The 24,972-nt window shown below is 59.0% G+C and carries 20 protein-coding genes and 1 pseudogene; 14 read left to right on the top strand and 7 right to left on the bottom strand.

The features are described 5' to 3' along the window. Positions 1-19 precede the first annotated feature (19 nt). Positions 20-2,032, bottom strand: a complete 2,013-nt coding sequence (locus C1949_RS16520) for a S9 family peptidase (protein WP_104739557.1) — start codon at positions 2,030-2,032, stop codon at positions 20-22. Between the two features lie 55 nt (positions 2,033-2,087). Between C1949_RS16520 and C1949_RS16515 the strand changes: the two genes are divergently transcribed. Continuing rightward, a complete protein-coding gene (locus C1949_RS16515; protein ID WP_104739556.1) occupies positions 2,088-2,477 on the top strand; it encodes an MFS transporter in 390 nt (129 codons plus the stop codon). A gap of 8 nt (positions 2,478-2,485) precedes the next feature. Here C1949_RS16515 and C1949_RS16510 read toward each other — a convergent pair whose 3' ends face one another. The 4 genes from C1949_RS16510 to cysK form a co-directional block, all read right to left on the bottom strand. Beyond that, on the bottom strand, positions 2,486-3,067 hold the full coding sequence (locus tag C1949_RS16510) for a TetR/AcrR family transcriptional regulator (protein ID WP_104739555.1): 582 nt from the start codon (positions 3,065-3,067) through the stop codon (positions 2,486-2,488). 236 nt (positions 3,068-3,303) lie between these two features. Beyond that, positions 3,304-3,510: a cold-shock protein gene (locus tag C1949_RS16505; protein ID WP_083727464.1), complete on the bottom strand. Its 207-nt coding sequence runs from the start codon at positions 3,508-3,510 to the stop codon at positions 3,304-3,306. A 283-nt stretch (positions 3,511-3,793) separates the two neighbouring features. Continuing rightward, the gene (aceK, locus tag C1949_RS16500; RefSeq protein WP_104739554.1) at positions 3,794-5,512 is read right to left on the bottom strand and encodes a bifunctional isocitrate dehydrogenase kinase/phosphatase; all 1,719 of its coding nucleotides are present in this window, start codon (positions 5,510-5,512) and stop codon (positions 3,794-3,796) included. A 114-nt stretch (positions 5,513-5,626) separates the two neighbouring features. Further along, a complete protein-coding gene (gene cysK / locus C1949_RS16495; RefSeq protein ID WP_104739553.1) occupies positions 5,627-6,601 on the bottom strand; it encodes a cysteine synthase A in 975 nt (324 codons plus the stop codon). Positions 6,602-6,883: 282 nt separating this feature from the next. On the opposite strand from cysK, the gene C1949_RS16490 reads away from it, so the two are divergent. Next, entirely contained in the window at positions 6,884-7,729 is an 846-nt protein-coding gene (locus tag C1949_RS16490) for an AAA family ATPase (RefSeq protein ID WP_104739552.1), read from the top strand. A 109-nt stretch (positions 7,730-7,838) separates the two neighbouring features. Next, on the top strand, positions 7,839-9,017 hold the full coding sequence (locus C1949_RS16485; protein ID WP_104739551.1) for a vWA domain-containing protein: 1,179 nt from the start codon (positions 7,839-7,841) through the stop codon (positions 9,015-9,017). 318 nt (positions 9,018-9,335) lie between these two features. On the opposite strand, the gene C1949_RS16480 is transcribed toward C1949_RS16485, so the two are convergent. Together C1949_RS16480 and C1949_RS16475 are read right to left on the bottom strand one after the other, a co-directional pair. Next, complete coding sequence (locus C1949_RS16480; RefSeq protein ID WP_104739550.1) at positions 9,336-9,806, bottom strand: MaoC/PaaZ C-terminal domain-containing protein; 471 nt, start codon at positions 9,804-9,806, stop codon at positions 9,336-9,338. Next, positions 9,793-10,662 (bottom strand): annotated as a pseudogene (locus C1949_RS16475) (lysophospholipase); the annotation flags it as partial. The gene C1949_RS16480 and the pseudogene C1949_RS16475, both read right to left, overlap by 14 nt. 323 nt (positions 10,663-10,985) lie before the next feature. Here C1949_RS16475 and C1949_RS16470 point away from each other — a divergent pair. The 11 genes from C1949_RS16470 (at position 10,986) to C1949_RS16420 (ending at position 24,844) form a co-directional block, all read left to right on the top strand. Beyond that, positions 10,986-12,671 (top strand): long-chain-fatty-acid--CoA ligase, encoded by a 1,686-nt coding sequence (locus C1949_RS16470; protein WP_104739549.1) that lies wholly within the window; start codon positions 10,986-10,988, stop codon positions 12,669-12,671. A gap of 260 nt (positions 12,672-12,931) precedes the next feature. Next, the gene (fadD1, locus tag C1949_RS16465; protein WP_104739548.1) at positions 12,932-14,620 is read left to right on the top strand and encodes a long-chain-fatty-acid--CoA ligase FadD1; all 1,689 of its coding nucleotides are present in this window, start codon (positions 12,932-12,934) and stop codon (positions 14,618-14,620) included. An 83-nt stretch (positions 14,621-14,703) separates the two neighbouring features. Beyond that, a complete protein-coding gene (gene hrpA / locus C1949_RS16460) occupies positions 14,704-18,603 on the top strand; it encodes an ATP-dependent RNA helicase HrpA (protein WP_104739547.1) in 3,900 nt (1,299 codons plus the stop codon). 22 nt (positions 18,604-18,625) lie between these two features. Further along, positions 18,626-19,624, top strand: coding sequence for an alpha/beta fold hydrolase (locus C1949_RS16455; RefSeq protein WP_146040343.1), 999 nt, complete (start codon positions 18,626-18,628; stop codon positions 19,622-19,624). Further along, complete coding sequence (locus tag C1949_RS16450; protein WP_104739545.1) at positions 19,609-20,730, top strand: beta-ketoacyl-ACP synthase III; 1,122 nt, start codon at positions 19,609-19,611, stop codon at positions 20,728-20,730. Before C1949_RS16455 ends, C1949_RS16450 begins: the two co-directional genes overlap by 16 nt. 5 nt (positions 20,731-20,735) lie before the next feature. After that, on the top strand, positions 20,736-21,341 hold the full coding sequence (locus C1949_RS16445) for an RNA polymerase sigma factor (protein WP_104739544.1): 606 nt from the start codon (positions 20,736-20,738) through the stop codon (positions 21,339-21,341). Next, positions 21,335-21,571, top strand: coding sequence for an anti-sigma factor family protein (locus tag C1949_RS16440; RefSeq protein ID WP_104739543.1), 237 nt, complete (start codon positions 21,335-21,337; stop codon positions 21,569-21,571). Before C1949_RS16445 ends, C1949_RS16440 begins: the two co-directional genes overlap by 7 nt. A 132-nt stretch (positions 21,572-21,703) precedes the next feature. Next, entirely contained in the window at positions 21,704-21,940 is a 237-nt protein-coding gene (locus C1949_RS16435; RefSeq protein ID WP_104739542.1) for an HvfA family oxazolone/thioamide-modified RiPP metallophore, read from the top strand. Between the two features lie 3 nt (positions 21,941-21,943). Beyond that, on the top strand, positions 21,944-22,780 hold the full coding sequence (locus C1949_RS16430; RefSeq protein ID WP_104739541.1) for an HvfB family MNIO-type RiPP peptide maturase: 837 nt from the start codon (positions 21,944-21,946) through the stop codon (positions 22,778-22,780). After that, positions 22,777-23,532, top strand: coding sequence for an HvfC family RiPP maturation protein (locus C1949_RS16425; protein WP_104739540.1), 756 nt, complete (start codon positions 22,777-22,779; stop codon positions 23,530-23,532). Before C1949_RS16430 ends, C1949_RS16425 begins: the two co-directional genes overlap by 4 nt. A 262-nt stretch (positions 23,533-23,794) precedes the next feature. Continuing rightward, positions 23,795-24,844: a porin gene (locus C1949_RS16420; protein WP_104739539.1), complete on the top strand. Its 1,050-nt coding sequence runs from the start codon at positions 23,795-23,797 to the stop codon at positions 24,842-24,844. Positions 24,845-24,972 lie beyond the last annotated feature (128 nt).

Raw genomic sequence — 24,972 nt, 5'->3', positions numbered from 1 at the left:
CTGACTCGATGGTTCCGGCTCAGACGGTCAGCAGGAAGGTGTATTCCTCGGCAATATCGCGCATGGCTTGGTAGCGGCCGCTGGCACCGCCGTGCCCGGCACTCATCTGCGTTCGCAGCAGCAGCGGTTCGAAGTTGGTGCGCGTGGCCCGCAGTCGTGCGACCCACTTCGCGGCCTCCCAGTATTGCACCCGCACGTCGTGATAGCCGGCGGTCACAAAGAGAGCAGGGTAGGCTTGTGCGCGTACGTTCTCATAGGGGGCGTAGCCCTTGATGCGCTCGGCAACCTCAGGCTCGTTCGGATCTCCCCACTCTTCATATTCACCGATGGTCAGTGGCAGCTCCGGGTTATTCATGGTGTTCCAGACATCCACAAACGGCACATCCGCGACGGCTGCATGGAACAGCTCCGGGCGCTGATTGATTACGTTACCGATCAGCAGGCCGCCAGCGCTGCCGCCGGTGATGACCAGCTGGCTCGGGTCGGTCTTGCCCTGTTGAATCAAGTGCTCGGCGCAATGAATGAAATCGCTGAACGTATTGTCCTTGTGCTCCAGCTTGCCTTGCTGGTACCAGTGCTCGCCCATTTCCGCGCCACCTCGAACGTGCGCAATCGCGAAGCGCCAGCCACGCTCCAGCAGTGACAGACGGGCATGAGAGAACCAGGGGTCCATTGATGCACCGTAGGCACCATAACCGTAAAGGTATAGTGGGCCTGGGCCGCTTGTGTCATGGCGTTCAATCAGGCTGATCGGTACACGAGCGCCGTCCCCAGCAATCGCCCACAGGCGCTGGACTCGGTATTCCTCCGGAGCGAAGTGGCCCTCGACCGGTGTTTGCTTCAGAACATGCTGCTCGCCGGTCGCAAGGGTGAGGGCACGCACTTCGGCTGGGCGGTTGAGCGACTCGTAACGCAGGCGGACCTGGGGGCTGTGATACTCCTCACCCGATTGCACGTGCAGGCTGTACACCGCATCGGGCATTTGCACTTGATAGGCGTCAGCACCGTCCGGCAGCACCTCCAGCTGAGTCAGGCCGGCGTTGCGGTATTGCAGAATCAGTGCACTACGTTGCACGTCGACGTCTTCGAGGGTACGTCCGGGGTCAGCGCTGCGCAGCACTTGCCAGTCCTGTTCCCCGAATGAGCCTGGTTGGCACAGGAACAAAGCAAAATTCTCTCCGGCACGGTTACTGCGGATAATGAAGCCCTGTTCGCCATGATCCGCGTCGTACTCATGACCGCTGCGGCGGGGTGCCAGGCAGCGCAATTCTGCTGTTGGTTCGTCGGCGGGCAGATAATGACGTTCGCTGGTGTTTTTGCTGTTGCTGGACAGACAGATGTATCGATCCGAGCTGGAGCGGTAAACCGACAGATAGAACAGCGCATCGCTCTCGTCGAATACCTTAGTCGGTTCCTGGTCTCGACGCAGGCGCCAGAGGTGCGCCGGGCGGGAGCTGTCATCCAGGCTAATGGCAAACAGGGTTTGATTGTCGTTGGCCCAGCAGAGACTGCCGCTGGCATCAGCCAGTGGCAGCTCATACTCTTCGCCGTCCACCAGCGAGCGGACGAACAGGCGATAGACCTCGTTGCCCTGGGTATCCAGGCTGTAGGCGAGCCAGTTCTGGTCTGGGCTGACACTGAAGTCGCCAAGCTCGAGAAAGTCCTCGTCGTTGGCCAACTGATTAAGGTCCAGTAGCAGCTGTTCGGTCTGGATATCGATGTCCAGGCTGGTGGCGGTTTGACGGCGGCAACGGTAGTAGCGCGGATACTCGGCTCCAGCTTCGGTGCGCTGATAGTAGAGCCAGTCGCCTTTGGGGCTTGGCAGGCCGAGGTCAGTTTCCCTTATGCGGCCGCGGATCTCCTGAAACAGCTGCTCACGCAATGCCTCATGGGGCGCCATCCAGTGATCGGTATGGCTGTTTTCTGCCTGCAGGTAGCTGATGACATCAGGGCTGTCGCGCTGCTCCAGCCAGTGGTATGGGTCGGTTCCGGGCTCGCGACGTGCAGTGGGTTGGTTGTGTTCAGGACTCATGGGCTAAAAACCGTTATCATGGCGCGGTTGATTTTGATCGGACGGATAGCAGGCAATGTTCAACGAAGCAGAGTATCAGACAGTCTGGTGGATTTACCTGGCAACGGCCGCTGGCTGCTGGTTGGTCTGGTGGAAAATGACTGCGCTGACGCGATGGTGGTTCATTCGTGAGCCGTTGTGTCTGGCCATGGGGGTGCTGCTGTTCACGCCGGTTGCTGTGGAGGCAGATGGCAGCTGGATGGCTCCGGCGCTACTTATCTACCTGCTCGATACCTTTCTTTCCACGGGTGAAAATCAGGCGCGCGCGCTGGGTGAGCTCGGCATGATGATGTCGCTGGCGTTTACCTGCTACGTTCCGATTGCGCTGGTGCGTGTTGCAGTAGAGCGCTGGTGGCGCCGGCGTCATCCCCGGGAGGAAGAAGAGCCGGCCGCAGCTGACGCCTGAGCGGAGTGCTACTCGCCCGTTTTGGCTTCGTACATCATGCGCGCAAGGCGCATGATCTGCTCTTGGAATTCAGTGCGCTGAGCGTCGGTCATCGGGCACATGTTTAGTTGCTCAAACAGACGGTAGCCACGCACGGAGAAAAACAGGATGGCTGCCTGGGCGAGCCCGAGCGGGGATTGCTCCAGAATGTCGAACAGGCCTTGCACGTTGTCTGAGCTGGTTTGCAGCAGCGCGGGGTTGCTGGCAGCCGCGGCAAAAATAGCAGAGTCCAGGTTTTTCTCTTCGCTTGATTCGCTCATGTTGCTGAGCAACAGTGCCTTCAATTCGCGCATGGGCTCGTCGGGCAGTACGCTTTCATAGGCACCCCAGCGTACGCGAAAACGCTCAAGACGATACTCAATCATGGCGCTCAACAGTGCTTCACGGTCTGGAAACATGTTCTGCAGTGTGGCTTCATCGATCTTGCTGCGTTCGCTGAGGCTGGCGAAGGTCAGTTGCGATGCGCCCAGCTCACTGACGATGGCTTCTGCGGCGCGAAAGATGATCACTCTGAGTGCATCCGGGTTTTGACTGCTGACCGTGGTTTCCACTGGTAACCCCCTGTGAATTACGTTCCTGCTCGCGACCGATTGTGGCTCGGGCGAGGGTAAAACGAGGCTGTTAGACGTGTTGCATCCGCGGGATACCCCGGGCAACAGCAGGGGTGTCGGATGACTTATATGCCGCATAGGGTACGCGGTCAGGGCGGCGGAGGCGAGTAGTTTTTAGCATTCCGCAGGCAACAAAAAACCCGGCCTGAGCCGGGTTTTTCTATTCAGTTATCGGATTAACCGATGATCTGAATGTTTGCAGCCTGCTTGCCTTTCGGACCAGTGGTCACGTCAAAAGACACTTTCTGGTTCTCAGCCAGGGACTTGAAGCCCTGAACCTTGATCTCGGAGAAGTGAGCGAACAGGTCGTCTCCACCGCCATCCGGAGTGATGAAACCAAAACCTTTAGTGTCGTTGAACCACTTAACTGTACCAGTTGCCATTTCAGCTAATTCCTATCAAATTGAAATACTTGAGCTTGCACTCAATTAAAGCGTGGGAATCAAAGATCACGAGAATGACAAACTTACGTACTGAAAAGTGCGCTTGCAGCCTACAACTCTATCTCTTGAAAACCTACGCGCTCACTCTGCGCCTTTCAGTGGGACAAGTCAAGAGCTCAACCAGACCCCTTCAAGGCGCGAATAAACGAAATTGAGTATACGACAGATTCAGGAAATGGCACGTCTTTCAAGAATTTTTTTCAAAACGCTGGAAATGCCCGTTTTATGCGCTTTCAGCCGCGCGTCGATAGGGGTAGACGTCCAGCACCTGACCGGCGCGAATTTGCTCCTGCAGGCCTTGCCAGTAGCTCGCCTCGAACAGGTCGCCGTGCAACCGCGAGAACAGGCGACGCTGATGCATGTCGGCAAATAGGAAGACGGGAAACTCTTCTGGGAATACATCGTTTGGCGATACCGAGTACCAAGGCTCCGAGGCCATTTCCTGTTCAGGATAAAGCGCTTCGGGGATTACCCGAAAGTTAACTTCGGTCAAATAGCTGATTTCATCGTAATCATAAAAAACGACACGGCCGTGGCGGGTAACACCAAAATTTTTCAATAACATGTCGCCAGGGAAAATATTCGCTGCGGCCAGTTCCTTGATGGCCTTGCCGTAATCCAGCAGGGCGTCGTAGGTTTGCTGCTCGCTGGCATTTTCCAGATAGATGTTGAGCGGAGTCATGCGGCGCTCGGTCCAGCAATGACGAATCAGGATGGTGTCGCCTTCCTCTATGACCGTGGACGGGGCAACCTCCAGCAGTTCTTGCAGGCACTCCGGGTCAAAGCGATCACGCGGGAAACGGAAGTCGGCGAACTCCTGGGTGTCGGCCATGCGGCCCACCCGGTCGTGGCGTTTAACCAGACGGTATTTTTCAATGACCGTTGTGCGGTCGATGTTCTTGGATGGGGCGAAGCGATCCTTGATGATCTTGAATACGGTGTTGAAGCGGGGCAGGGTAAACACGCTCATGACCATGCCGCGTACGCCAGGCGCCATGATGAAGCGGTCGTCTGAGTGGGTCAGGTGAGCAATTAGCGAGCGGTAGAATTCGGATTTGCCCTGTTTGTAGAAGCCGATGGCGGTGTACAGCTCGGCCAGGTGCTTACCGGGTATCAGGCGTTTGATAAAGGCGATCAATTCACTGGGTACGGCGCTCTCGACCATGAAGTAGGAGCGGGTGAAGGAGAAAATGATCGATACATCGGACTCGTCGGTAATTACGGTGTCGACGCTGATGCCCTGATGTTCGCGGTTGACCAGTGGTAGTACGAAGGGCCACTGCTCCTGTTGGCTGATCAGGCGGCCGACCAAGTATGCTCCTTTATTACGGTAGAACACGCTTTGCACCATCTCAGCGGTCAAGCCACGATCCATCTGCGCCCAGTCGGGTAGCCCCTGCTGCAGCTGGTTAACGATCATATCCACATCGCGGGTCATGTCCTCCCAGGGGACGTCGAAGCTGTACTCGCTGAGAATCTGGTGGGCCAGACCCTGCAGCGAGCCCTCCGAGATAAACCCGCGGGTCAGCGAAATGCGTGATGGCGGGCGGGTAACCGGTCGGGTACTGTGGACGAACATGGTGTCGTCACTGATTTGATCGTGTTGGTGCAGGCTGCAGAACACTGAGTTGAACCAGGTTTCGGCCAGCTCGTCGTCGAAGCGCTGATCAATCAGGGTGATGTAGGACTGGCGAATATCGGGCCAGACGGCGACATCGCGAACCTGGTCGCCAAGGGGCGCTGATGACGCCAGTTGGTCTGCCGTTTCCTGCACCTGCTCCTCGTAGGCATTGATCCGCAGCGTTGAGGCTTCCTGGATGTCATTCCAGCGGGCCTGTTCGAAGCGCGCGCGCGCGCCTGCGGTCAGGTCGCGGAAGATGCGACGGTAGCGGTCAAAGCCGGAAAGAATCTGCTGAGCAATCTGATCGGAAGCATAGGACATGAATAGCGCCTGCGGGGTAGGGAGCGAATGCTCGCAGCATAGCCAGTCATGAGGGTGCGGGGAAGGGTGTGTTGCGATCTGCCGCACCGAAGACCGGTGCGGCGATGGGGTGAATTACTGCACGGTTTCCTGGTCGGTAAACAGGTCGGTGAACAGCATGGTGGAGAGATAGCGCTCGCCAGAGTCGGGCAGGATGACGACGATGGTCTTACCCTGCATGCCAGGCTCTTCGGCAACCCGGCAGGCGGCAGCCATGGCCGCACCGCAGGAAATACCAACTAGAATGCCTTCCTCGCGCATCAGACGCAGGGCCATGTCCTTGGCTTCTTCGTCGGTGACCTGCTCGACCCGGTCAACCATGCCGAGGTCAAGGTTGGCAGGCACAAAGCCGGCACCGATGCCCTGAATCTTGTGTGGGCTGGGCTTGACCTCGTCGCCTTGCAGGGTCTGGGTAATAACCGGAGAGCTGGAGGGTTCCACCGCGATGGAGGTGATCTTTTTTCCGCAGGTCAGCTTGATGTAGCGGGAAATGCCGGTAATGGTGCCGCCGGTGCCGACACCGGAAACCAGCACGTCAATGCTACCGTCAGTGTCGTTCCATATCTCTGGCCCGGTGGTCTTCTCGTGAATGGCCGGGTTGGCCGGGTTCTCGAACTGTTGCAGCAAGATATACTGCTCCGGGTGCTTGGTTGCCAGCTCCTGCGCCTTCTCGATGGCGCCTTTCATGCCCTTGGCTGGTTCGGTCAGTACCAGCTCGGCGCCCAGTGCCTTAAGTACCTTGCGTCGCTCCAGACTCATTGATGCCGGCATGGTCAGTACCAGCTTGTAACCGCGGGCGGCAGCAACGAACGCCAGCCCGATACCGGTATTGCCCGAGGTCGGCTCGACGATGGTCATGCCCGGCTTCAGGCGGCCGCTGGATTCTGCGTCCCAGATCATGCTCGCGCCAATACGGCATTTGACCGAATAGGCCGGGTTGCGGCCTTCGATCTTGGCCAAAATAGTCACGCCTTTGGGACCAAGGCGATTGATACGAACCAGCGGCGTGTTGCCGATGGCCTGGGAGTTGTCTGCGAAGATGCGGCTCATGGCACGACTCCTTGTTGATAGGTGCAGCAGGGCAGGGGTAATCAAGCCAATCAGCCTATGCCGGGCGCTTACGCCCGTCAATGCGCTGCTTGACGCCCTCGGGCCTGATTGCTGCCCGTGATAATGGAAATCTCGCCGCCAATAATGAAGCGGTATCAGTCTGCCTTTGGTTGTGCCATGTCGCGTTTACAGTGAAAATCGTCGCAAGTTATAGTGCTCGATCATTTTTTCGTGCAATGCCTGGTCTTTACTACACCGGGCTCCGGCCCAAGGAACACTCAGATGAAGTTCGAAGGTACTCAGTCCTACGTCGCCACCGACGACCTTAAACTGGCGGTGAATGCTGCCATTACCCTGGAGCGCCCGCTGCTGATCAAGGGTGAACCGGGCACGGGTAAAACCATGCTGGCCGAGCAATTGGCCGAGTCCATGGGCGCCAAGCTGATTACCTGGCACATCAAGTCCACCACCAAGGCGCATCAGGGCCTGTACGAGTACGACGCGGTCAGCCGCCTGCGCGACTCTCAGCTGGGCGTCGACAAGGTTCACGACGTTGCCAACTACATCAAGAAGGGCAAGCTGTGGGAGGCGTTTGAGTCCGAAGAGCGCGCCATTCTGCTGATCGACGAAATCGACAAGGCCGATATCGAGTTTCCGAACGATCTGCTGCAGGAACTCGACAAGATGGAGTTCTACGTTTACGAAACCAACCAGACCATCAAGGCCAAGCAGCGCCCGATCATCATCATTACCTCCAACAACGAGAAAGAGCTGCCGGACGCCTTCCTGCGTCGCTGCTTCTTCCACTACATTGCCTTCCCTGATCGCGAGACCATGAAGAAGATCGTGGAAGTGCATTTCCCGAAGATCGAACAGACGCTGCTGTCCGAAGCCATGGACATCTTCTTCGATGTGCGCAAGGTGCCGGGTATCAAGAAGAAGCCGTCTACTTCCGAGCTGGTTGACTGGCTGAAGCTACTGATGGCTGATCAGATTCCTGAGGCAGTGCTGCGTGACCGTGATCCGACCAAGGCGATTCCGCCGCTGTATGGCGCGCTGGTCAAGAACGAGCAGGATGTCCAATTGCTGGAACGCCTGGCCTTTATGACGCGTCGCCAGAACCGCTAGCAGGCGGTTGAAAGTCCAACTGCGCAGCGGGAGCGGCATGTCTGTCCGGCTATGAGCCTGAGGCGCGCCGCCTCGCCTGCTTTTCAACAACCTGCACAGGGGGTGCCCGATGTTACTGGGCCTGTTCAATGAAATGCGGGCAGCGAAAGTACCGGTGTCGGTACGCGAGCTGCTCGACCTGATCAATGCGCTGAAACACCACGTGGTGTTCGCCGATATGGACGAGTTCTACTATCTAGCGCGCACGGTCATGGTCAAGGACGAGCGGCACTTCGACAAGTTTGACCGTGCCTTCGGTGCCTATTTCAAGGGGCTGGAAAACCTCGACCAACTGATTGAGGCAATGATTCCGGATGATTGGCTGCGTAAGGAATTCGAGCGCATGCTGACTGACGAAGAAAAGGCCAAGATCCAGACCCTCGGTGGTCTCGACAAGCTGATCGAGGAGTTCAAAAAGCGCCTCGAAGAGCAGAAAGAGCGCCATGAGGGCGGCAACAAGTGGGTCGGTACCGGGGGCACCAGTCCCTTTGGTTCCGGCGGCTTCAATCCCGAGGGTATTCGTGTCGGCGACGCGGGCAAACGCCAGGGCAAGGCGGTCAAGGTCTGGGATCAGCGCGAGTACAAGAACCTGGATGATCAGATCGAGCTGGGTACGCGCAATATCAAGGTCGCTTTGCGCCGGCTGCGCAAGTTTGCGCGCCAGGGCGCTGCGGACGAGCTGGATATCGACGGCACCATTGATCACACCGCCAAGGATGCGGGTCTGCTGAACATTCAGATGCGCCCGGAGCGGCGTAACGCGGTCAAGCTGTTGCTGTTGTTTGATATTGGCGGCTCGATGGACGCGCACATCAAGGTGTGCGAAGAGCTGTTCTCCGCCTGCCGTACCGAGTTCAAGCACCTGGAGTATTACTACTTCCACAACTGCGTCTACGAGTCGGTGTGGAAGAACAACATGCGACGCACCAGCGAGCGCACCTCGACGCTGGACCTGCTGCACAAGTACGGTCCGGACTACAAGGTGGTGTTTGTCGGTGACGCGGCCATGGCGCCCTACGAAATCACCCAGCCGGGCGGCAGCGTAGAGCACTGGAACGAAGAGGCGGGCTACGTCTGGATTCAGCGCTTCATGGAAAAGTACAAGAAGCTCATCTGGATAAATCCGTATCCCAAGGATGCGTGGGAGTACACGTCTTCAACCAAGCTGATTCGCGAGCTGGTCGAGGACAAGATGTACCCGCTGACCCTGCAGGGGCTGGAAGACGGGATGAAGTACCTCAGCAAGTAGGCGGCGGCTTCGCCGCCGCAGCTGCAAGCTATAAGCCTCAAGCAGTCCCTGCAGGGGGCGCTTGAGGCTGAGGGCCGTAGGGCGGAGTAAGCGCAGCGTCTCCGCCGCTTTTATCCCGCTAGCTGTTGCTTACGGACTTCTGTGGGCTTGCTGCTTAAGACGCGGAGACGCCGTTGGTTTTCTCCGCCCTACAGTGCTGATCTCCTGCGTTCTACCCGCAAAACAAAACCCGGCACAGTGCCGGGTTTGTTTTTAGCTTGCAGATTGCAGCTTGAGGCTTGCCGCTTGTAGCTGCGACTGCGGCTAAGCCGCAGCCGCTCAGCCCAACTGCACCGCTGGAGCCTGCGGACGGTCGATGCTGACCTTCTCGGTCGGGGCCATCACGGTGGCAACACCATCCACGACCTGCTTGCCATCCTGATTAATCACGCGGGTGGCGATCTTTACGCGGTTCTTCGGCAGCTTTTCCAGCACTTCCAGCTCAATGGTGATGTTGTCACCCAGGCGTACCGGACGCAGGAAGCTCAGCTCCTGGCCGATGTAGATGCTGCCCGGTCCCGGCAGTTCGCAGGCGATTGCCGCCGAGATCAGTGCGCCCGAGAACATGCCGTGGGCGATGCGGCCCTTGAACGGCGTGGCTGCGGCAAATTCCTCGTCAAGGTGAACCGGATTGACGTCTCCGGAAACCGCGGCGAACAGTAGCAGATCACTTTCCTGTACCTGATGGGCCAGGCTGGCTTTGTCGCCAACATTGAGTTCGTCGTAGATGCGGTTTTCAAGCTTCTGCATGGCTGCTGCTCCGTTGCGGTAGGGTGGTCAGGCGCGAGTCCAGCCAGTCAAGCAGGTCGGAGATGACCTCATCCCGATTGGTTTCATTGAAGGCTTCGTGGCGAGCGCCCGGGTAAAGCCGCAATTCTACCTGCGATAGTCCGGCAGCGCGCAAGCGTTGTTGCAGTTTGGCCAAACCGCCACCGGCGCTGACCGGGTCGCTGTCTCCACCCAGAATCAGAACCGGCAGATTGGCGCGAATACTACTCAGTCGAGCCGGGCTGGCGATGTGCGTCAGCGCAGCAAACAGGCATTGCCAGTATTGACCGCTCAGTATGAATCCGCACAACGGGTCGGCGACGTACAGATCCACCTGCTGTGGATCGCGGCTAAGCCAGTCAAACTCGGTTCGGACGTCGCCGAAGGCGCGATTGAAACGACCAAAGGACAGGGTGTTCATTGTGCTGGCGGGCGCGTCGGGGCCGCGCAGCAGGCTTTCCAGCCGGGCGAGTTGTCGACCGATCCGGCATAGCGCTGCGGGGTTGGCGTTGCTGCCGCTGAGTACCGCAATGTCGATCTGGTCCGAGTGCTCTAGCAGTAGGCTCTGAACCACAAAGGTGCCCATGCTGTGTCCGAGCAAAATCAGTGGAAGTGTCGGTGCTGCCTGACGTGCGTGTTCGATCACCAGCAGTAGGTCGGCGACCAGCGAGTTCCAGTCGGCGCCGTCGGCGAGCTGTCCGCGCGGCTGGTCGGGGGTGCTGGCGCCGTGACCTCGTAGGTCCAGTGCCCAGACATTCAGGCCGACGGCGTTCATCTGCTCGGCCAGGTTCTGGTAGCGAGCGCCGTGTTCGGCCATGCCGTGGCAAATGACTACATTGGCACGGGGCGGGGTTCTAGATGGCTAATGGTGCAGGTTCAGGCTGGCGCCGTCGGTAGCAGAGAGTGTCAGTGATGTGTACGGCATTGTCGGTGGGCCCTGTCGTTGCTGTTATTGTTGTTGGCTGCGGTCTTGCAAGCTTGAGGTGGAGGCGGGGTATTCACAAACCAAATGAAACACTCCAGCATTTTGTATTTACGCTCAGCCCTGTTAGTTTTGAGCCACTTTAACAGCAGCACTCTGAGCTTCAATGCTCAATCGAAGCCAATGAATGGCGTCGCCTAATATAAGAAACTGCACCACCGGGGAATAGGAGAGTAACAATGGAAGCGTCCTTCTGGGCTGATAAGCGGCCGGCAGGGATTCCCAACGATATCGACCTGACTGAGTACAGCTCGATTATTGATGTGTTTGATCAGGCCTGTGTGAAGCACGCTAAGCTTTCCGCGTTCAGCAACATGGGTGTCACCCTGACTTACGCTGACCTGGATCGCCTGTCTGCTGCGTTTGCCAGCTACCTCCAGCAGCACACCTCGTTGCAGCCGGGCGACCGTATCGCGGTGCAGATGCCTAACGTGCTGCAGTTTCCGATTGCCGTATTCGGTGCCATTCGCGCCGGCCTGGTGGTCGTCAATACCAACCCGATGTATACCGCACGGGAAATGCGTCACCAGTTTCAAGATTCCGGCGCCAAGGCCTTGATCTACATGAACATGTTCGGACATCTGGTGCAGGAAGTGCTGCCCGATACCGAGATCAAGTACCTGTTTGAAGCCCGTATGGGTGACATGCTGCCCGGAATGAAAGGCACGCTGGTCAACGCAGCGGTCAAGTACGTTAAGAAGCTGATCCCCGATTATTCGCTGCCGCAGGCGGTGCCGTTCAAAACGGCGCTCAAGCGTGGCAAGGGGCAACGTCCCAAGGCAGTGGTTCGTACCCTCGACGATGTGGCTGTATTGCAATACACCGGTGGTACCACTGGCGTGGCCAAGGGCGCGATGCTGACCCACGGCAACCTGGTGGCGAACATGCAGCAGGTGTATGCCAACATGCAGCAGCTCGACAGCAACGGCCAGAAGATCAACGGCGAAGCCGGTGAGGTCATCATCGCGCCGTTGCCGCTGTACCACATCTTCGCGTTTACCGTTAACTGCATGTGCATGATGATCGCCGGCCACCATAACGTGCTGATCACCAACCCGCGGGATATCCCGGGCTTTGTTGCCGAACTCAAGAAGTGGCAGTTCTCCTCGATTGTCGGGTTGAACACGCTGTTTGTAGCGCTGATGGACCATCCCGAGTTTGAAAAACTGGATTTTTCGCGTCTGAAGAGCACCGGCTCCGGTGGCACTGCGCTGGTTAAGGCCACTGCCGAGCGCTGGCAGAAGAAAACCGGCTGCCTGATCGGCGAAGGGTACGGTCTGACCGAGTGCTCTCCGGTGGTGACCTCCAGCCCGGGCGACGGTTTGGCGCGTCTTGGCTCCGTGGGCCTGCCGGCGCCCGGCACTGCGCTGAAAGTGATCGATGAGGACGGTAATGAACTCGGTATCGGTGAGCGCGGCGAGCTGTGTGTGAAAGGGCCGCAGGTGATGAAGGGTTACTGGAATCGTCCGGAAGCGACCGAAGAGGTGCTCGACGCCGACGGTTGGTTCCGCACCGGTGACGTTGCAATCATCGATGAAGATGGGTTTGTATCAATTGTTGACCGGATCAAGGATCTGATCATCGTCTCCGGCTTTAACGTGTACCCGAATGAGATCGAAGACGTGGTCGCGGCGCACCCGAAGGTTGCCAACGTGGCCGCTATCGGAGTGGAGGACGAGAAGTCCGGTGAGGCGGTCAAGTTGTTCGTGGTTGCCAGCGACCAGAGCCTCACAATTGATGAACTCAAGGCCTATTGCCGCGCCAACTTCACTGGTTACAAGGTTCCGAAACACTACGAACTGCGTGATGCGCTGCCGATGTCTGCGGTTGGCAAGATTCTGCGTCGCGAGCTGCGCGACCAGTGATCAGAAGCCTTTCAGGGTGACCCGCCAGTCACCCTGAAAGGCCTTCAAAGTCAAGCCACAAGCGCTCTGGGTACGATTTCAGGGTGCTGGTCTGCCTGTACAAAAGCTGCTAGTCTTCGGGCTCTTTGGCCCCTCGGATGCGTCATTTCGACGCTCGGCGAGGCGTCAGATGAGCGTCATGAAAAGAGTGCTTTAAGCACCTAAAGACACACCGAACATACTATAAGACTGCAGCGATACCAGTTCAGGAGCGGGCCTATATGCTTGAAAATTTCTGGAAAGACAAATATCCAGCGGGTGTTTCCTCCGAGATCGATCCCGACCAGTACCCCAACGTTCTCGCCGTCCTCAAAGACTCCTGCCAGCGCTTCGCAAACAAGCCTGCCTTTACCAACCTTGGTAAAACCCTGACTTACGGTGACCTTTACACCCTCTCAGGTCACTTTGCTGCCTACCTGCAAAAACACAGTGGCCTGCAGCCGGGCGACCGCATCGCTATTCAGATGCCAAACGTACTGCAGTACCCGATTGCTGTATTCGGCGCCATGCGCGCTGGCTATGTTGTGGTCAACACCAACCCGCTGTACACACCGCGGGAAATGGAGCACCAGTTCAATGACTCCGGCGCCAAGGCGCTGGTGTGCCTGGCCAACATGGCCTACATGGCGGAAGAAGTGGTGCCGAAAACCGGCGTTAAGCATGTCATCGTCACCGAGCTGGGCGACATGCTGCCACCGCTCAAGCGTCTGCTGATCAATGCGGCGGTCAAGTACATCAAAAAGATGGTGCCGTCCTACAACATTCCGGGCATGGTTCGCTTCAATGACGCCATGGCCAAAGGCCGCAGCCTGAGCCTGACTGAAGCTAATCCGGCTGGTGGTGATGTTGCCGTGCTGCAGTACACCGGCGGCACCACCGGGGTTGCCAAGGGGGCGATGTTGACCCACCGCAACCTGGTCGCCAACATGCTGCAGGCCAAGGCGCTGATGGGCTCGAACATGGTGGACGGCGAAGAGATCGTCATTTGCCCGCTGCCGCTGTATCACATCTATGCGTTTACCTTCCATTGCATGGCAATGATGGTCAGTGGTAACCACAACGTGCTGATCACCAACCCGCGTGATATCTCATCGTTTGTGAAGGAACTGTCCAAGTTCCGGTTTTCCGGTTTCGTTGGGCTTAACACCTTGTTCGTTGCTCTCTGTAACGATGCCGCATTCCGCGCTCTGGATTTCAGCAACTTCAAGGTCACCCTGTCTGGCGGTATGGCGCTGCAGCTGGCTACCGCCGAGCGCTGGAAGCAGGTTACCGGCTGTGATATCTGCGAAGGTTTTGGCATGACCGAAACCAGCCCGGTTGCCACCGTAAACCCGATCAGCAACATTCAGCTGGGCACCATTGGTATTCCGGTACCGTCCACGCTGTGCAAGGTCATTGATGAAGACGGCAACGAACTGCCGCTGGGCGAACGTGGCGAGCTGTGCGTCAAGGGGCCGCAGGTGATGAAGGGCTACTGGCAGCGTCAGGATGCGACCGATGAAATTCTGGACGCCGAAGGCTGGCTGAAAACCGGTGACATCGCGATCATTCAGGAAGACGGTTACCTGCGCATTGTGGACCGCAAGAAAGACATGATTCTGGTCTCCGGTTTCAACGTGTACCCGAACGAGCTGGAAGACGTCATGGCGACCCTGCCGGGCGTGGTGCAGTGTGCTGCCATCGGTGTGCCGGACGAGAAGTCGGGCGAAGCCATCAAGGTGTTCCTGGTTAAATCCGCAGACTCGACCCTGACCGAGAAAGACGTGATCGCCCATATGCGCAGCAGTCTGACTGCCTACAAGGTGCCGAAGCACGTCGAGTTCCGCGATGCACTGCCGACCACCAACGTCGGCAAGATTCTGCGTCGCGAGCTGCGTGACGAGGAACTGAAGAAACTCGCCAGTCACTAAGCTGCACCCGTCGCCTTGATTTTGCGACAATAGAGCCCCGCCCGGCATCGCCGGGCGGGGTTTTTTAATGCCAAGGATCAACCATGTCAGCCAAGCACTCCAATGCGCCCGATTTCTCCCAGGTCATGGCCAGTGACCGTCATCGCCTGCAGCAGCAGTTTCAGCGCCTGCCCAAGGACGATCAGGGCAAGGCTGCGGCAACCTGGCTGGCGCGTTTTGAGGCTTCAAGTGAGCGGGTCAACGAGCGCAACCGGCTGATCCCGAAAATCATCTATCCTGATGCACTGCCGATTGCCGACAAGCGCGAGCAGATCAAGGCAGCCATCGCTGAAAATCAGGTCGTGGTGATCGCCGGTGAAACCGGCTCGGGTAAAACCACCCAGTTACCGAAAATCTGTCTTGAACTGGGACGCGGCACCCACGGTTTGATTGGTCATACGCAGCCGCGGCGACTGGCTGCGCGCAGCGTGGCGTCGCGCATTGCTGAAGAGTTGAACACGCCGTTGGGGGAACTGGTCGGCTATCAAGTGCGCTTTACCGATCAGACCTCCGAGCGGTCGCTGATCAAGCTGATGACCGACGGCATCCTGCTGGCTGAAACCCAGAACGACCGTTACCTCAATCGCTACGACACCCTGATCATCGACGAGGCGCACGAGCGCAGCCTCAACATCGATTTTCTGCTGGGCTACCTCAAGACCATCCTGGCCAAGCGGCCCGATCTGAAGGTGATCATCACCTCGGCGACCATCGATCTTGAGCGGTTCTCGGCCCATTTCGGCAATGCGCCGGTGATTGAAGTGTCCGGTCGTACCTACCCGGTGGATGTCTGGTATCGGCCGCTCAGCGCCGAACGGGACGAAGAGGGCAACACGGTCGAGGAAGACCTGAGCATCGATCAGGGCATCGTCGCTGCGCTGACCGAGATTCAGCAATTCGAGCGTAGTCAGGGTAAAGCGCCGGGGGATGTGTTGGTGTTTCTGCCGGGCGAGCGGGAGATTCGCGATACCGCCGAGTACCTGCGCAAGGCCAACCTGAAACACACCGAGATTCTGCCGTTGTACGCACGCCTGTCGGCCGCTGAGCAACAGAAGATTTTTTCCTCCCACGCCGGGCGGCGTGTGGTGCTGGCAACCAACGTGGCGGAAACCTCGCTGACGGTGCCGGGCATTGTCTATGTGATTGACCCGGGTGAGGCGCGCATCAGTCGCTACAGCCCGCGTTCCAAGGTGCAGCGGCTGCCGGTTGAGGCTGTCTCGCAGGCCAGTGCCAACCAGCGCAAGGGGCGATGCGGCCGGGTCGCGCCCGGTATCTGTGTGCGGCTGTTCAGCGAGGAGGACTTCCTCGGTCGCCCGGAGTTTACCGACCCGGAGATTCGCCGTACCAATCTGGCGTCGGTGATCCTGCAGATGCTGCATCTGCGTCTTGGCCGCATCGAAGACTTCCCGTTTATCGAACCGCCGGATGGCCGGGCCATCAGCGACGGTTTTACCTTGCTGCAGGAGTTGGGTGCGGTCGACCGCAGTGGCGCAATGACCGACATTGGTCGCCAGCTGGCGCGCCTGCCGGTCGATCCGCGGATTGGTCGCATGTTGCTGGAAGGGGCTCGTCAGGGCTGTCTGGCCGAACTGGCAGTGATTGCCAGCGCGCTGGCTGTGCAGGACCCGCGCGAACGTCCGCTGGAAAAACAGCAGGCAGCCGATCAGGCCCATGCCCAGTGGAACGAGGAGGGCTCCGATTTTGCCGCCTTCCTGAATCTGTGGAACGGTTTTGAGGCCCAGCGTCAGGCTCTGACCCAAAGCCAGCTGCGCAGCTGGTGCCGACGCAACTTCCTCAACTATCTGCGCCTGCGTGAATGGCGCGAAACCCATCGGCAGATTCGTCTCACCTGCCGCGACATGGGGCTGGAAGAAAACAAGCAGCCGGCTTCCGGCGAGCCCGTGCATAAGGCACTGCTTGCAGGCCTGCTCAGTCACCTGGGCAACAAGACGGAAGAGGGCGATTATCTCGGCGCACGGCAACGCCGCTTCCTGCTGCATCCGTCCTCGGGCCTTGCGAAGAAGAAGCCGGCCTGGGTTATGGTCGCCGAGCTGACCGAAACCCGCCGTCTGTATGGTCGGCTGGCGGCGAAGATTGATCCGGTGTGGGTCGAGCCGCTGGCAGCCCATCTGGTCAAGACCAGTCACAGCGAGCCGCACTGGGAGAAGAAGCGCGGTCAGGTCGTGGCCTTTGAGCAGGTCTCCCTGTACGGCCTGATCATCGTGCCAAAGCGTAAGGTGCACTTCGGCCCGATTGATCCGGTCATTTCGCGCGAACTGTTCATTCGCCAGGCGCTGGTGGCGGGCGAGTGGCATGGCCGCGCGGCCTTCAACAAGGCCAACCAGCAGTTGCTCAGCCAGTTGGATGAGCTGGAAGCCAAGGCACGCAAGCGCGATATCGTAGTGGACGAGGAGACGTTGTACCGCTTCTTTGATCAGCGCATCCCCGAGAACATCTACCAGCTGGCGAGTTTCGAGCGCTGGCTCAAGCGCAGCAGCGAGACCGATCCCAAGCTGCTGCACATGACCCGCGATGACCTGCTGCAGCGCGAGGCCAATGATGTCAGCGCCGATCTGTACCCGGATCTGCTGCGTTGGGAGAGTGTGGCCTTGCCGCTCAGCTATCACTTCGAGCCGGGCCATCCGGCAGACGGCGTGACGGTGCGTATTCCTGCCTCGCTGCTGCGTCGTATCGACCCGCAGCGGCTCGACTGGCTGGTGCCAGGGCTGTTGTTCGACAAATGCGTGGCGCTGGTACGTGGTTTGCCAAAGGCGATTCGCAAGAACTTTGTGCCGGTGCCGGACTTTGTGCGTGCCGCGCTGGAGCGCATGCCGTTTGCCGACGGCAGCCTGACTCAGGCGCTCGGCCGCGAGCTGACGCGGATGACCGGCGTACGGCTGGACGACGACGCCTGGGCGGACGTTGAGCTGGAGGATCATCTGCGCATGCGTATCGAGGTGGTCGACGCAGAAGGCAAGCCGATTTGCGCCGGCCGTGATTACAGCGCCCTGTGCGCCCAGATCGACGGCCTGCCGCTGCAAGCTGAAGCACCGGTGGCGGAGCAGAAATCCGCTGCCCCAGCGCAAATGCCCGGCACTTATGCGTTGCCGGAAACCCTGGTACGCAAGCAGGCCGGTATTGCGGTCAACTTCCACCCAGCCTGGGTGGAGCAGGGCGAGGAGGTCGTTGAGCAGCTATTTGACGTGCCACAGGTCGCCCTGCGTGAACATCGCCTTGGCGTGCAGCGGTTGTTGCTGCAAAGCCCGCAGCTGAATGAGCAGGCGCGGTATCTGCGCCAGAAGCTGACCACGCTCAAGGATGCCGCTATCTACTATCGCGACCTCGGTACGCAAAAGCAGCTGACGGACGATGTACTGCTGGGCGCGATCGATCGGGTGTTTTTGCCCGCTGGGGCACCGTTGCCGCGTGATGCCGAAACCCTTGCTGCCCTGATCGAGGCCGGTCGTGGTGATTGGGTGCCTGCCTGTGAACAGCTGGCACAGCAGGTGCTGGCGATCCTCAAGCAATGGCACGGCTTGCGCAAGCGCTTCAAGGGCAAAGTGGATCTGGCCCATGCGCTGGCCATGAACGATGTCCGTGAGCAACTGTCTGAACTGGTCTTCCCGGGCTTTGCCCGACAGGTGCCGGGCGAATGGCTGAGCCAGTACCCGCGTTACCTCAGTGCGATTGAGCAGCGGCTCGACAAGCTGCCGGGGCAGGTGCCGCGTGATCGCGCCTGGACCGACGAGCTGCAGGGTTTCTGGCAGCAGTACAAGGCGCTGAGCGAGCGTTTCCAGCGCGAAGGCCGCTGGGACCCGAGGCTGGACGAGTGGCGCTGGATGCTGGAGGAATATCGGGTGTCGCTGTTTGCCCAGCAACTGGGTACGCGCATGCCGGTGTCCAGCAAGCGGCTTGCGAAACTGTGGCGGGAAATCACTGCCTGACTGGCAGCCAACGAGCAAGGACGTGAGCGTGGTAACAGAACAGATTCAGGTGTTGAGTGACAACGGTGGGCTACTGCAGCTGCGGTGCTTCGGCAGTGAAAGTACCACAGCGCCAGTCCTACTGCTGTTGCACGGTGCGATGGCTGACAGCCGACTGTATCTGGCAGCCCAGCGCGGTTTGGCTGGTTTTCTGGCCGAGCAGGGCTGTTGCGTCTATGTCGCGGACCTGCGTGGCCACGGTGACAGCCTGCCCGCGCTGGGCGAGCAGCCTCCGATCGAACAGAGCGACCTGATTCGGCACGATATTCCGGCGTTGTTGAACGCCTTGCTTGAGCGTCACCCGGCGCAACACCTGTTTGTCCTGAGCCACGGTTGGGGTGGCGTCTGGCTCGCCAGTGCGCTGATCCGCGAGCCGCAGCTGCTTGGCCGGATCAGCGGCCTGGTGCAACTGGCCGTGCGCCGCAGAGCGAAGGCGGGTGGTCGCTGGGTTCGTTTCGCCCGGCGGACCCTCTGGGGCACCCTGGCTTCACTGATGGGCAGGTTCAAGGGCCGGATCCCGGCCAGCGCCATGGGACTGGGTAGTCAGGATGAAGCCTGCGCAATTCATGCCGCGAATCTGGCCTGGGAGCGCGGCGAATGGCGTGATCTTGACGATGGTTTCGACTATGCTAGCGCCTTGAAGAATCTGGCGTGGCCCCCCAGCCTGTATCTGGCCGGTGATCGCGATCGCGTGTTGGGGCACGTAGAAGACGTCAGACTGTTTGCCCGCGAGCTGGGCAGACATGATGCACAGGTAATCTTGCTGGAAAAGGGCCGGGGTTGCTCACGACACTACGGGCACACCGACCTGCTCACCCATCCGCAGGCAGAGCAGGATCATTTCCCGCTGATTGCCGACTGGCTGGCCCAGCGTCGGCAGGATTCGCACACACAAGAGCTGTTTCCTTGCGGTAACGCACCGGACGTTAAGGACGCAGCGTACATAACACGAGAAGAGGACCGACCGTGCACAAAGTCGTGATCAGCGGAACAGGTTTGTTTACCCCATCCGAGAGCATCAGCAACGAAGAGCTGGTTGCTAGCTACAATGCCTACGTAGAAAAATTCAACACCGAGAATGCTGCCGCAATCGAAGCCGGGACCGTCGAGCCGCTGGCTGGCTCCAGTACCGAGTTCATCGAAAAGGCCTCTGGCATCAAGGCCCGTTACGTCATTAACAAGAGCGGCATCCTGGATGTCGACCGTATGGTTCCCTCCATTCCCGAGCGCAGCGATGACGAGCAGTCGCTGCTGTGCGAAATGGCCGTCAAGGCAGCCCATCAGGCGCTTGAGGCCGCTGGCCGCACTCCGGCTGATATTGACGGCGTGATCGTTGCCTGTTCGAACCTGCCACGAGGCTATCCGGCGTTGTCGATCGAAGTCCAGGAAGCGCTTGGGATCGAAGGCTTTGGCTTCGACATGAACGTTGCCTGCTCCTCTGCCACCTTCGGTATCCAGAACGCAGCCAACACCGTTGCGTTGGGCCAGGCCCGTGCGGTACTGATGGTGAACCCGGAAGTCTGCACCGGCCATATGAGCTTCCGCGACCGTGACAGCCACTTCATCTTTGGTGATGCCTGCACCGCGGTTGTCGTCGAGCGCGCTGACGATGCCGTTTGCGAACATCCGTACGAGATCCTCGGCACCAAGCTGCTGACCAAGTTCTCCAACAACATTCGCAACAACTTCGGCTTCCTCAACCGTTGTGACGAGTCCGGTATCGGCGCGCGCGACAAGCTGTTCATGCAGAACGGCCGCAAGGTGTTCCGCGACGTGTGTCCTATGGTGGCTGACCTGATCGGTGAGCACCTGACCGAGACCGGTCTGGGCGTGACAGACATCAAGCGCTTCTGGCTGCATCAGGCTAACCTGAACATGAACATGCTGATTGCCCGCAAGCTGCTTGGCCGCGACCCGAGCGTTGAAGAAGCACCGGTAGTGCTCGACAAGTACGCCAACACTAGCTCCGCCGGCTCCATCATTGCCTTCCACCAGCATCAGGAAGACCTGCCGGTAGGCAGCCATGGCGTGATCTGCTCCTTCGGTGCCGGTTACTCCATCGGCAGCGTTATCGTTCGCAAGGGCTGATACGCGTGACCGGCGAGCAGGAACTGATCCAGCGCCTGCTCGCCGGCGATCAAAGCGCCTACCGTCAGCTGGTGACCACCTATCAGGGCGCCATGCGAGCGGTGGCGACTGCCATTGTCGGCATCTCCAATAGCGATGAAGTGGTGCAGGAAAGTTGGCTCGCGGTCGTGCGTAATCTCAACGGATTCGCCGGACGCTCAAGCCTCAAGACCTGGCTGCTGACCATCACCGCCAATACCGCCAAATCGCGTCTGCGCAAACACCGTCGTGAAGTCTTGCTTGATGACATCACCGGGCCGCACGGGACCATCGACGATGGCCGCTTTGCTGCTGACGGTCATTGGTCACAGGAGCCGGCACTGTGGCACAGCGACTCTCCGGAAGCCCTGCTCGGCGAACAGGCCTTGCGTGATTGCCTCGAACACACCCTCAACTCACTGTCTGAACTGCAACGCAGTGTCCTGATGCTGCGCGAGCGTCAGGGATTGGAATTGACCGATATCTGTAATCTTCTGGACATCTCGCACTCCAATGTACGGGTGCTGCTGCATCGTGCCCGACTGAGCGTATTTGCGACCCTGGAGCATTTTGAGGTGACCGGCGAATGTTGAGCTGCAAGGGGCTGGTGGGTCTGTCCAGTGACCTGCTGGATGGTGAACTGAGCCTGAAACAACGGCTGGCCGTGCGAGCGCATCTGGCGATGTGTGTGCGCTGTCGCCGCTTTATCCGCCAGCTACGGGTCAGTCAGCGGGTTATTCGCCAGCTGCCAGACGCCGATGTGCCTGAGCTGGAAGCGCTGCTGCAGGCGATGCAGGCCCAGCGTCAGCAGGATGCAGACTGATCTCCCGTCTCTGTCAGAAAAATATTCCCGATTTCTCCCTGCTGCTGTAACAGCGCGTCTGGTTGCTCGTCTAGTATCCAGAGGGTGGCAATGTCGCTGCGCTCGCTTGACCAATAACGCAGGAGAGTACGCATGAACAAGATCAATACTGTCGTAATCACTCTGGGGGCAACTTTGCTGGGTGCCAGTGTCGCAGCGCAGGCAACGGAGAACCCGTTTGCGGTACAGGAACTGCAGAGCGGCTACAGCCTTGCCGACAATCACGGTGCCGACGATATGGAAGGCAAGTGTGGTGAGGGTTCCTGCGGCGACGAAGAGGAGAAGAGTGAGCGCGAAGGCAAATGTGGCGAAGGCACCTGCGGCAGCTGAGCCATGACGGTGTTCAGATCCGGCATTCCATCAGGCACAGGGCTCGGGCTGCGTCGCAGCCTGCTGTCCGAACTGCTGGAGAGTGAGTCTGTCGTCGCTGACTTTCTTGAGTTGGCCCCGGAAAACTGGATCGGAGTCGGCGGGCGGTTGGGGCGCAGGTTTCGCGCCCTGACTGAACGCTACCCGCTGGTCTGCCATGGCTTGTCACTCAACCTAGCGGGCAGCGCGCCCTTGAGCCAGCGTCTGCTTACAGATGTGCGGCGTTTTCTTGATGAGCATAATGTCGCCGCCTACAGTGAACACCTCAGCGCCTGTGGCGATCATGCGCAGCTCTACGATCTGTTACCTGTGCCCTTTACTGATGAGAATGTCAGGCGTATCGCCGGGCGCATTCATCAGGTTGAGGATGCGTTGCAACGTCCTTTGATTATCGAGAATGTCTCGGCTTACCTGACGTTGCCGGGGCAGATGAGTGAGGCGGAGTTTGTTTGCGCGGTGCTGGAGGAAGCGGACTGCCAGTTGCTGTTAGACGTCAATAATGCCTACGTAAACAGCGTGAATCTCGGTGGTGATCCGTTTGAGTTTATTCAGGCAATGCCCTCAGAACGTGTTGCCTACCTGCATATGGCGGGTCACTTTGACGCCGAGCCGGGACTGAAGATCGACAGCCACGGCGCGGCGGTGGCTGACCCAGTCTGGCAACTGCTGGAACAGACCTATGGGTTGCACGGCGTGCGGCCGACCTTGCTGGAACGAGACTTCAACATTCCCGCGCTGAGCGAGCTGTTGCCAGAGTTGCAACGAATCCGCGCGCTGCAAACCGGCAGGGTAGCTGCATGAGCACGGTCTTTGAAGCTGTGCAGTTGCGCTTTACCGAGCGCGTGCGCCATCGCGCTGATGCGCCGCCACCGGCTGACCTGCCAGAGCAGCGGGTTGCCGTGTATGAGCGTCTGGTACATAACAACATCGCCGGTTTTCTGCGCGGCAGTTTCCCGGTGCTGCACCGGGTGATCCCCCAAGCGCGCTGGGCGCAACTCGCTGCTGAGTTCGTCAGCGGTCACGCCTGCGAGTCTCCGTACTTTCATGAGATCGGTCTGCAGTTCATCCAGTGGCTGCAGAGCGGCTATGTCGCGGCGGCCGATGATCCGGCGTTTTTGCTGGAGCTGGCACATTACGAATGGGTCGAGTTGGCGCTGGATATTGCCGAGCAGGAGCCTCCGTCGGAAACGGACTCGGCAATCGAGTTGAATACGCCGTTGATCTGGTCTGACGTCGCCTGGCCGCTGGCCTATCAGTGGCCGGTGCAGCTGATAGGTGAGGGCTACCGGCAACCGCTGCAACCAGCCCAGCCGACGGTGTTGCTGGCCTGGCGTGATCGCATTGATGCCGTGCGCTTCATGCAGCTGACGCCCTTTGCCTGGCAGTTGGCCTGCGCACTGCGTGATCTGGGCGGCAGCCTTGCCGAGCGCCTGCCTGCATTGGCTGAACGTTGCGGGCTAGCGGAGGATGACGCCCTGCGCGCAGGCAGCCTCAAGCTGGTTCGCGACTGGGCCGAGGCCGGGATTCTCGCCGCAGGCGCTACCAGCGTTTGATCAAGCTGGCTTGGAACGGGTCCTCGAAGCACCGCTCGAAGTTACCTCTATCTCTCTGATTTTCAACCAAAGCTTTTCTTGCCCGCCGAGACGATCAAGCGTCCCGACGAAAAGTTCCTCTGTCATTGAATGTTCATGTTCGCGCAACTGATCTGAAATATGGCACTGCCAGTATTCCCTCCAACACCGGGCGTCGCCCCAACCGGCGAACCCAAATGTGTTGTTTCACTGTCAACGCAAAACATAACTGAGGGAAGACTCAATGACTCTGCGCAAGCACTTCGCTGGATTCGCCGTAACCGCACTGGCTGCCGCCATTCCGGCAGTCGCCATGGCCGATGTAAGCATCTACGGCCGCGCCCACGTATCCGTCGATTTTCTGGATGACGGTGCGGACTACTCCGAAACCAACCTGTCCAGCAACTCTTCCCGTCTGGGCTTCAAGGGTGACCACGAGATCAACCCGAACCTGACTGCCTTCTTCCAGATCGAGCAGCAGATCGACTTCGGCACCGACAACGGCAGCTCTTTCAACACCCGCGACACATTCGTTGGTCTGAAAGGCGGTTTCGGCTCCGCTCGCATGGGTCGTTTCGACAGCCCCTTCAAAGCCGCTCGCGGTCCGGCTAACCTGTTCGGCGACCAAGTCGGCGACATGCGTAACCTGACCCGTGTTGGTAACGCCCGCTTTGACGAGCGTTATGACAACACTCTGGAATACACCACTCCGGACATGAACGGCTTCTTCGCCAAGTTGGGTTACTCGGTTCAAGAAGGCACTGTCAACGAAGACGACACCGATGAAAGCGTGATCAGCGGCTCCCTGAACTACGCGGGCGACGCGCTGGAAGCGGCTCTGGCTTACGAATCTGCTGACGAAGACACTGGCCGCGGCGAGCGCGACGGTATCCGTGCTGCTGCAGCATTTAAGGTCACTGACGGCTTCAAGCTGGTTGGTTTCTACCAGACTGTTGATTACACCAACCCGGCTGTGACTCAGGCTGTGCAAGACGCACTGACCTCTGACACCTACGGCCTGGGTGGCGAACTGAAAGTCGGTTCTGCTACTGCCCTGAAAGCCATGTGGATGACCCGCGACGCTGACGCCGACAACTTCGACAGCGACATGCTGGCTGTGGGTATCGAGCACAAGCTGGACAAGTCTGTCCGTGTATACGCCAACTACGCCATGGTCGATAACGACGAGAACGTTGCTCTGACTCCCTGGAGCCAAGCGCGTACCGCCAACCCGGCCGGCACTGCTGGTGAAGACGCTACTGGCTTCTCCGTAGGTCTGCGTTACGACTTCTAATCCCGTCACCTGACAGGATTGAAGCATCCCAAAGCCGGACTGTTTGCGAAAACAGTCCGGCTTTGTCATTAAAGTGAAACTCTACAGTCTTAATCTCGTCGCCAGGTGGTCATAAAGTGTGATCACGA

It is taken from the genome of Halopseudomonas oceani, from assembly GCF_002903165.1.
GTDB classification, from domain to species: domain Bacteria; phylum Pseudomonadota; class Gammaproteobacteria; order Pseudomonadales; family Pseudomonadaceae; genus Halopseudomonas; species Halopseudomonas oceani.
The sequence above is the reverse complement of the archived record's forward strand: the minus strand, read 5'-3'. Positions and strand labels throughout refer to the sequence as shown.

Bases quoted from the DNA above. Each gene is read 5' to 3' on its own strand.
- C1949_RS16520 (WP_104739557.1), bottom strand. From the start codon at position 2,032: ATGAGTCCTGAACACAACCAACCCACTGCACGTCGCGAGCCCGGAACC.
- C1949_RS16515 (WP_104739556.1), top strand. From the start codon at position 2,088: ATGTTCAACGAAGCAGAGTATCAGACAGTCTGGTGGATTTACCTGGCA.
- C1949_RS16505 (WP_083727464.1), bottom strand. From the start codon at position 3,510: ATGGCAACTGGTACAGTTAAGTGGTTCAACGACACTAAAGGTTTTGGT.
- aceK (WP_104739554.1), bottom strand. From the start codon at position 5,512: ATGTCCTATGCTTCCGATCAGATTGCTCAGCAGATTCTTTCCGGCTTT.
- cysK (WP_104739553.1), bottom strand. From the start codon at position 6,601: ATGAGCCGCATCTTCGCAGACAACTCCCAGGCCATCGGCAACACGCCG.
- C1949_RS16490 (WP_104739552.1), top strand. From the start codon at position 6,884: ATGAAGTTCGAAGGTACTCAGTCCTACGTCGCCACCGACGACCTTAAA.
- C1949_RS16485 (WP_104739551.1), top strand. From the start codon at position 7,839: ATGTTACTGGGCCTGTTCAATGAAATGCGGGCAGCGAAAGTACCGGTG.
- C1949_RS16480 (WP_104739550.1), bottom strand. From the start codon at position 9,806: ATGCAGAAGCTTGAAAACCGCATCTACGACGAACTCAATGTTGGCGAC.
- C1949_RS16470 (WP_104739549.1), top strand. From the start codon at position 10,986: ATGGAAGCGTCCTTCTGGGCTGATAAGCGGCCGGCAGGGATTCCCAAC.
- fadD1 (WP_104739548.1), top strand. From the start codon at position 12,932: ATGCTTGAAAATTTCTGGAAAGACAAATATCCAGCGGGTGTTTCCTCC.
- hrpA (WP_104739547.1), top strand. From the start codon at position 14,704: ATGTCAGCCAAGCACTCCAATGCGCCCGATTTCTCCCAGGTCATGGCC.
- C1949_RS16440 (WP_104739543.1), top strand. From the start codon at position 21,335: ATGTTGAGCTGCAAGGGGCTGGTGGGTCTGTCCAGTGACCTGCTGGAT.
- C1949_RS16435 (WP_104739542.1), top strand. From the start codon at position 21,704: ATGAACAAGATCAATACTGTCGTAATCACTCTGGGGGCAACTTTGCTG.
- C1949_RS16430 (WP_104739541.1), top strand. From the start codon at position 21,944: ATGACGGTGTTCAGATCCGGCATTCCATCAGGCACAGGGCTCGGGCTG.
- C1949_RS16425 (WP_104739540.1), top strand. From the start codon at position 22,777: ATGAGCACGGTCTTTGAAGCTGTGCAGTTGCGCTTTACCGAGCGCGTG.
- C1949_RS16420 (WP_104739539.1), top strand. From the start codon at position 23,795: ATGACTCTGCGCAAGCACTTCGCTGGATTCGCCGTAACCGCACTGGCT.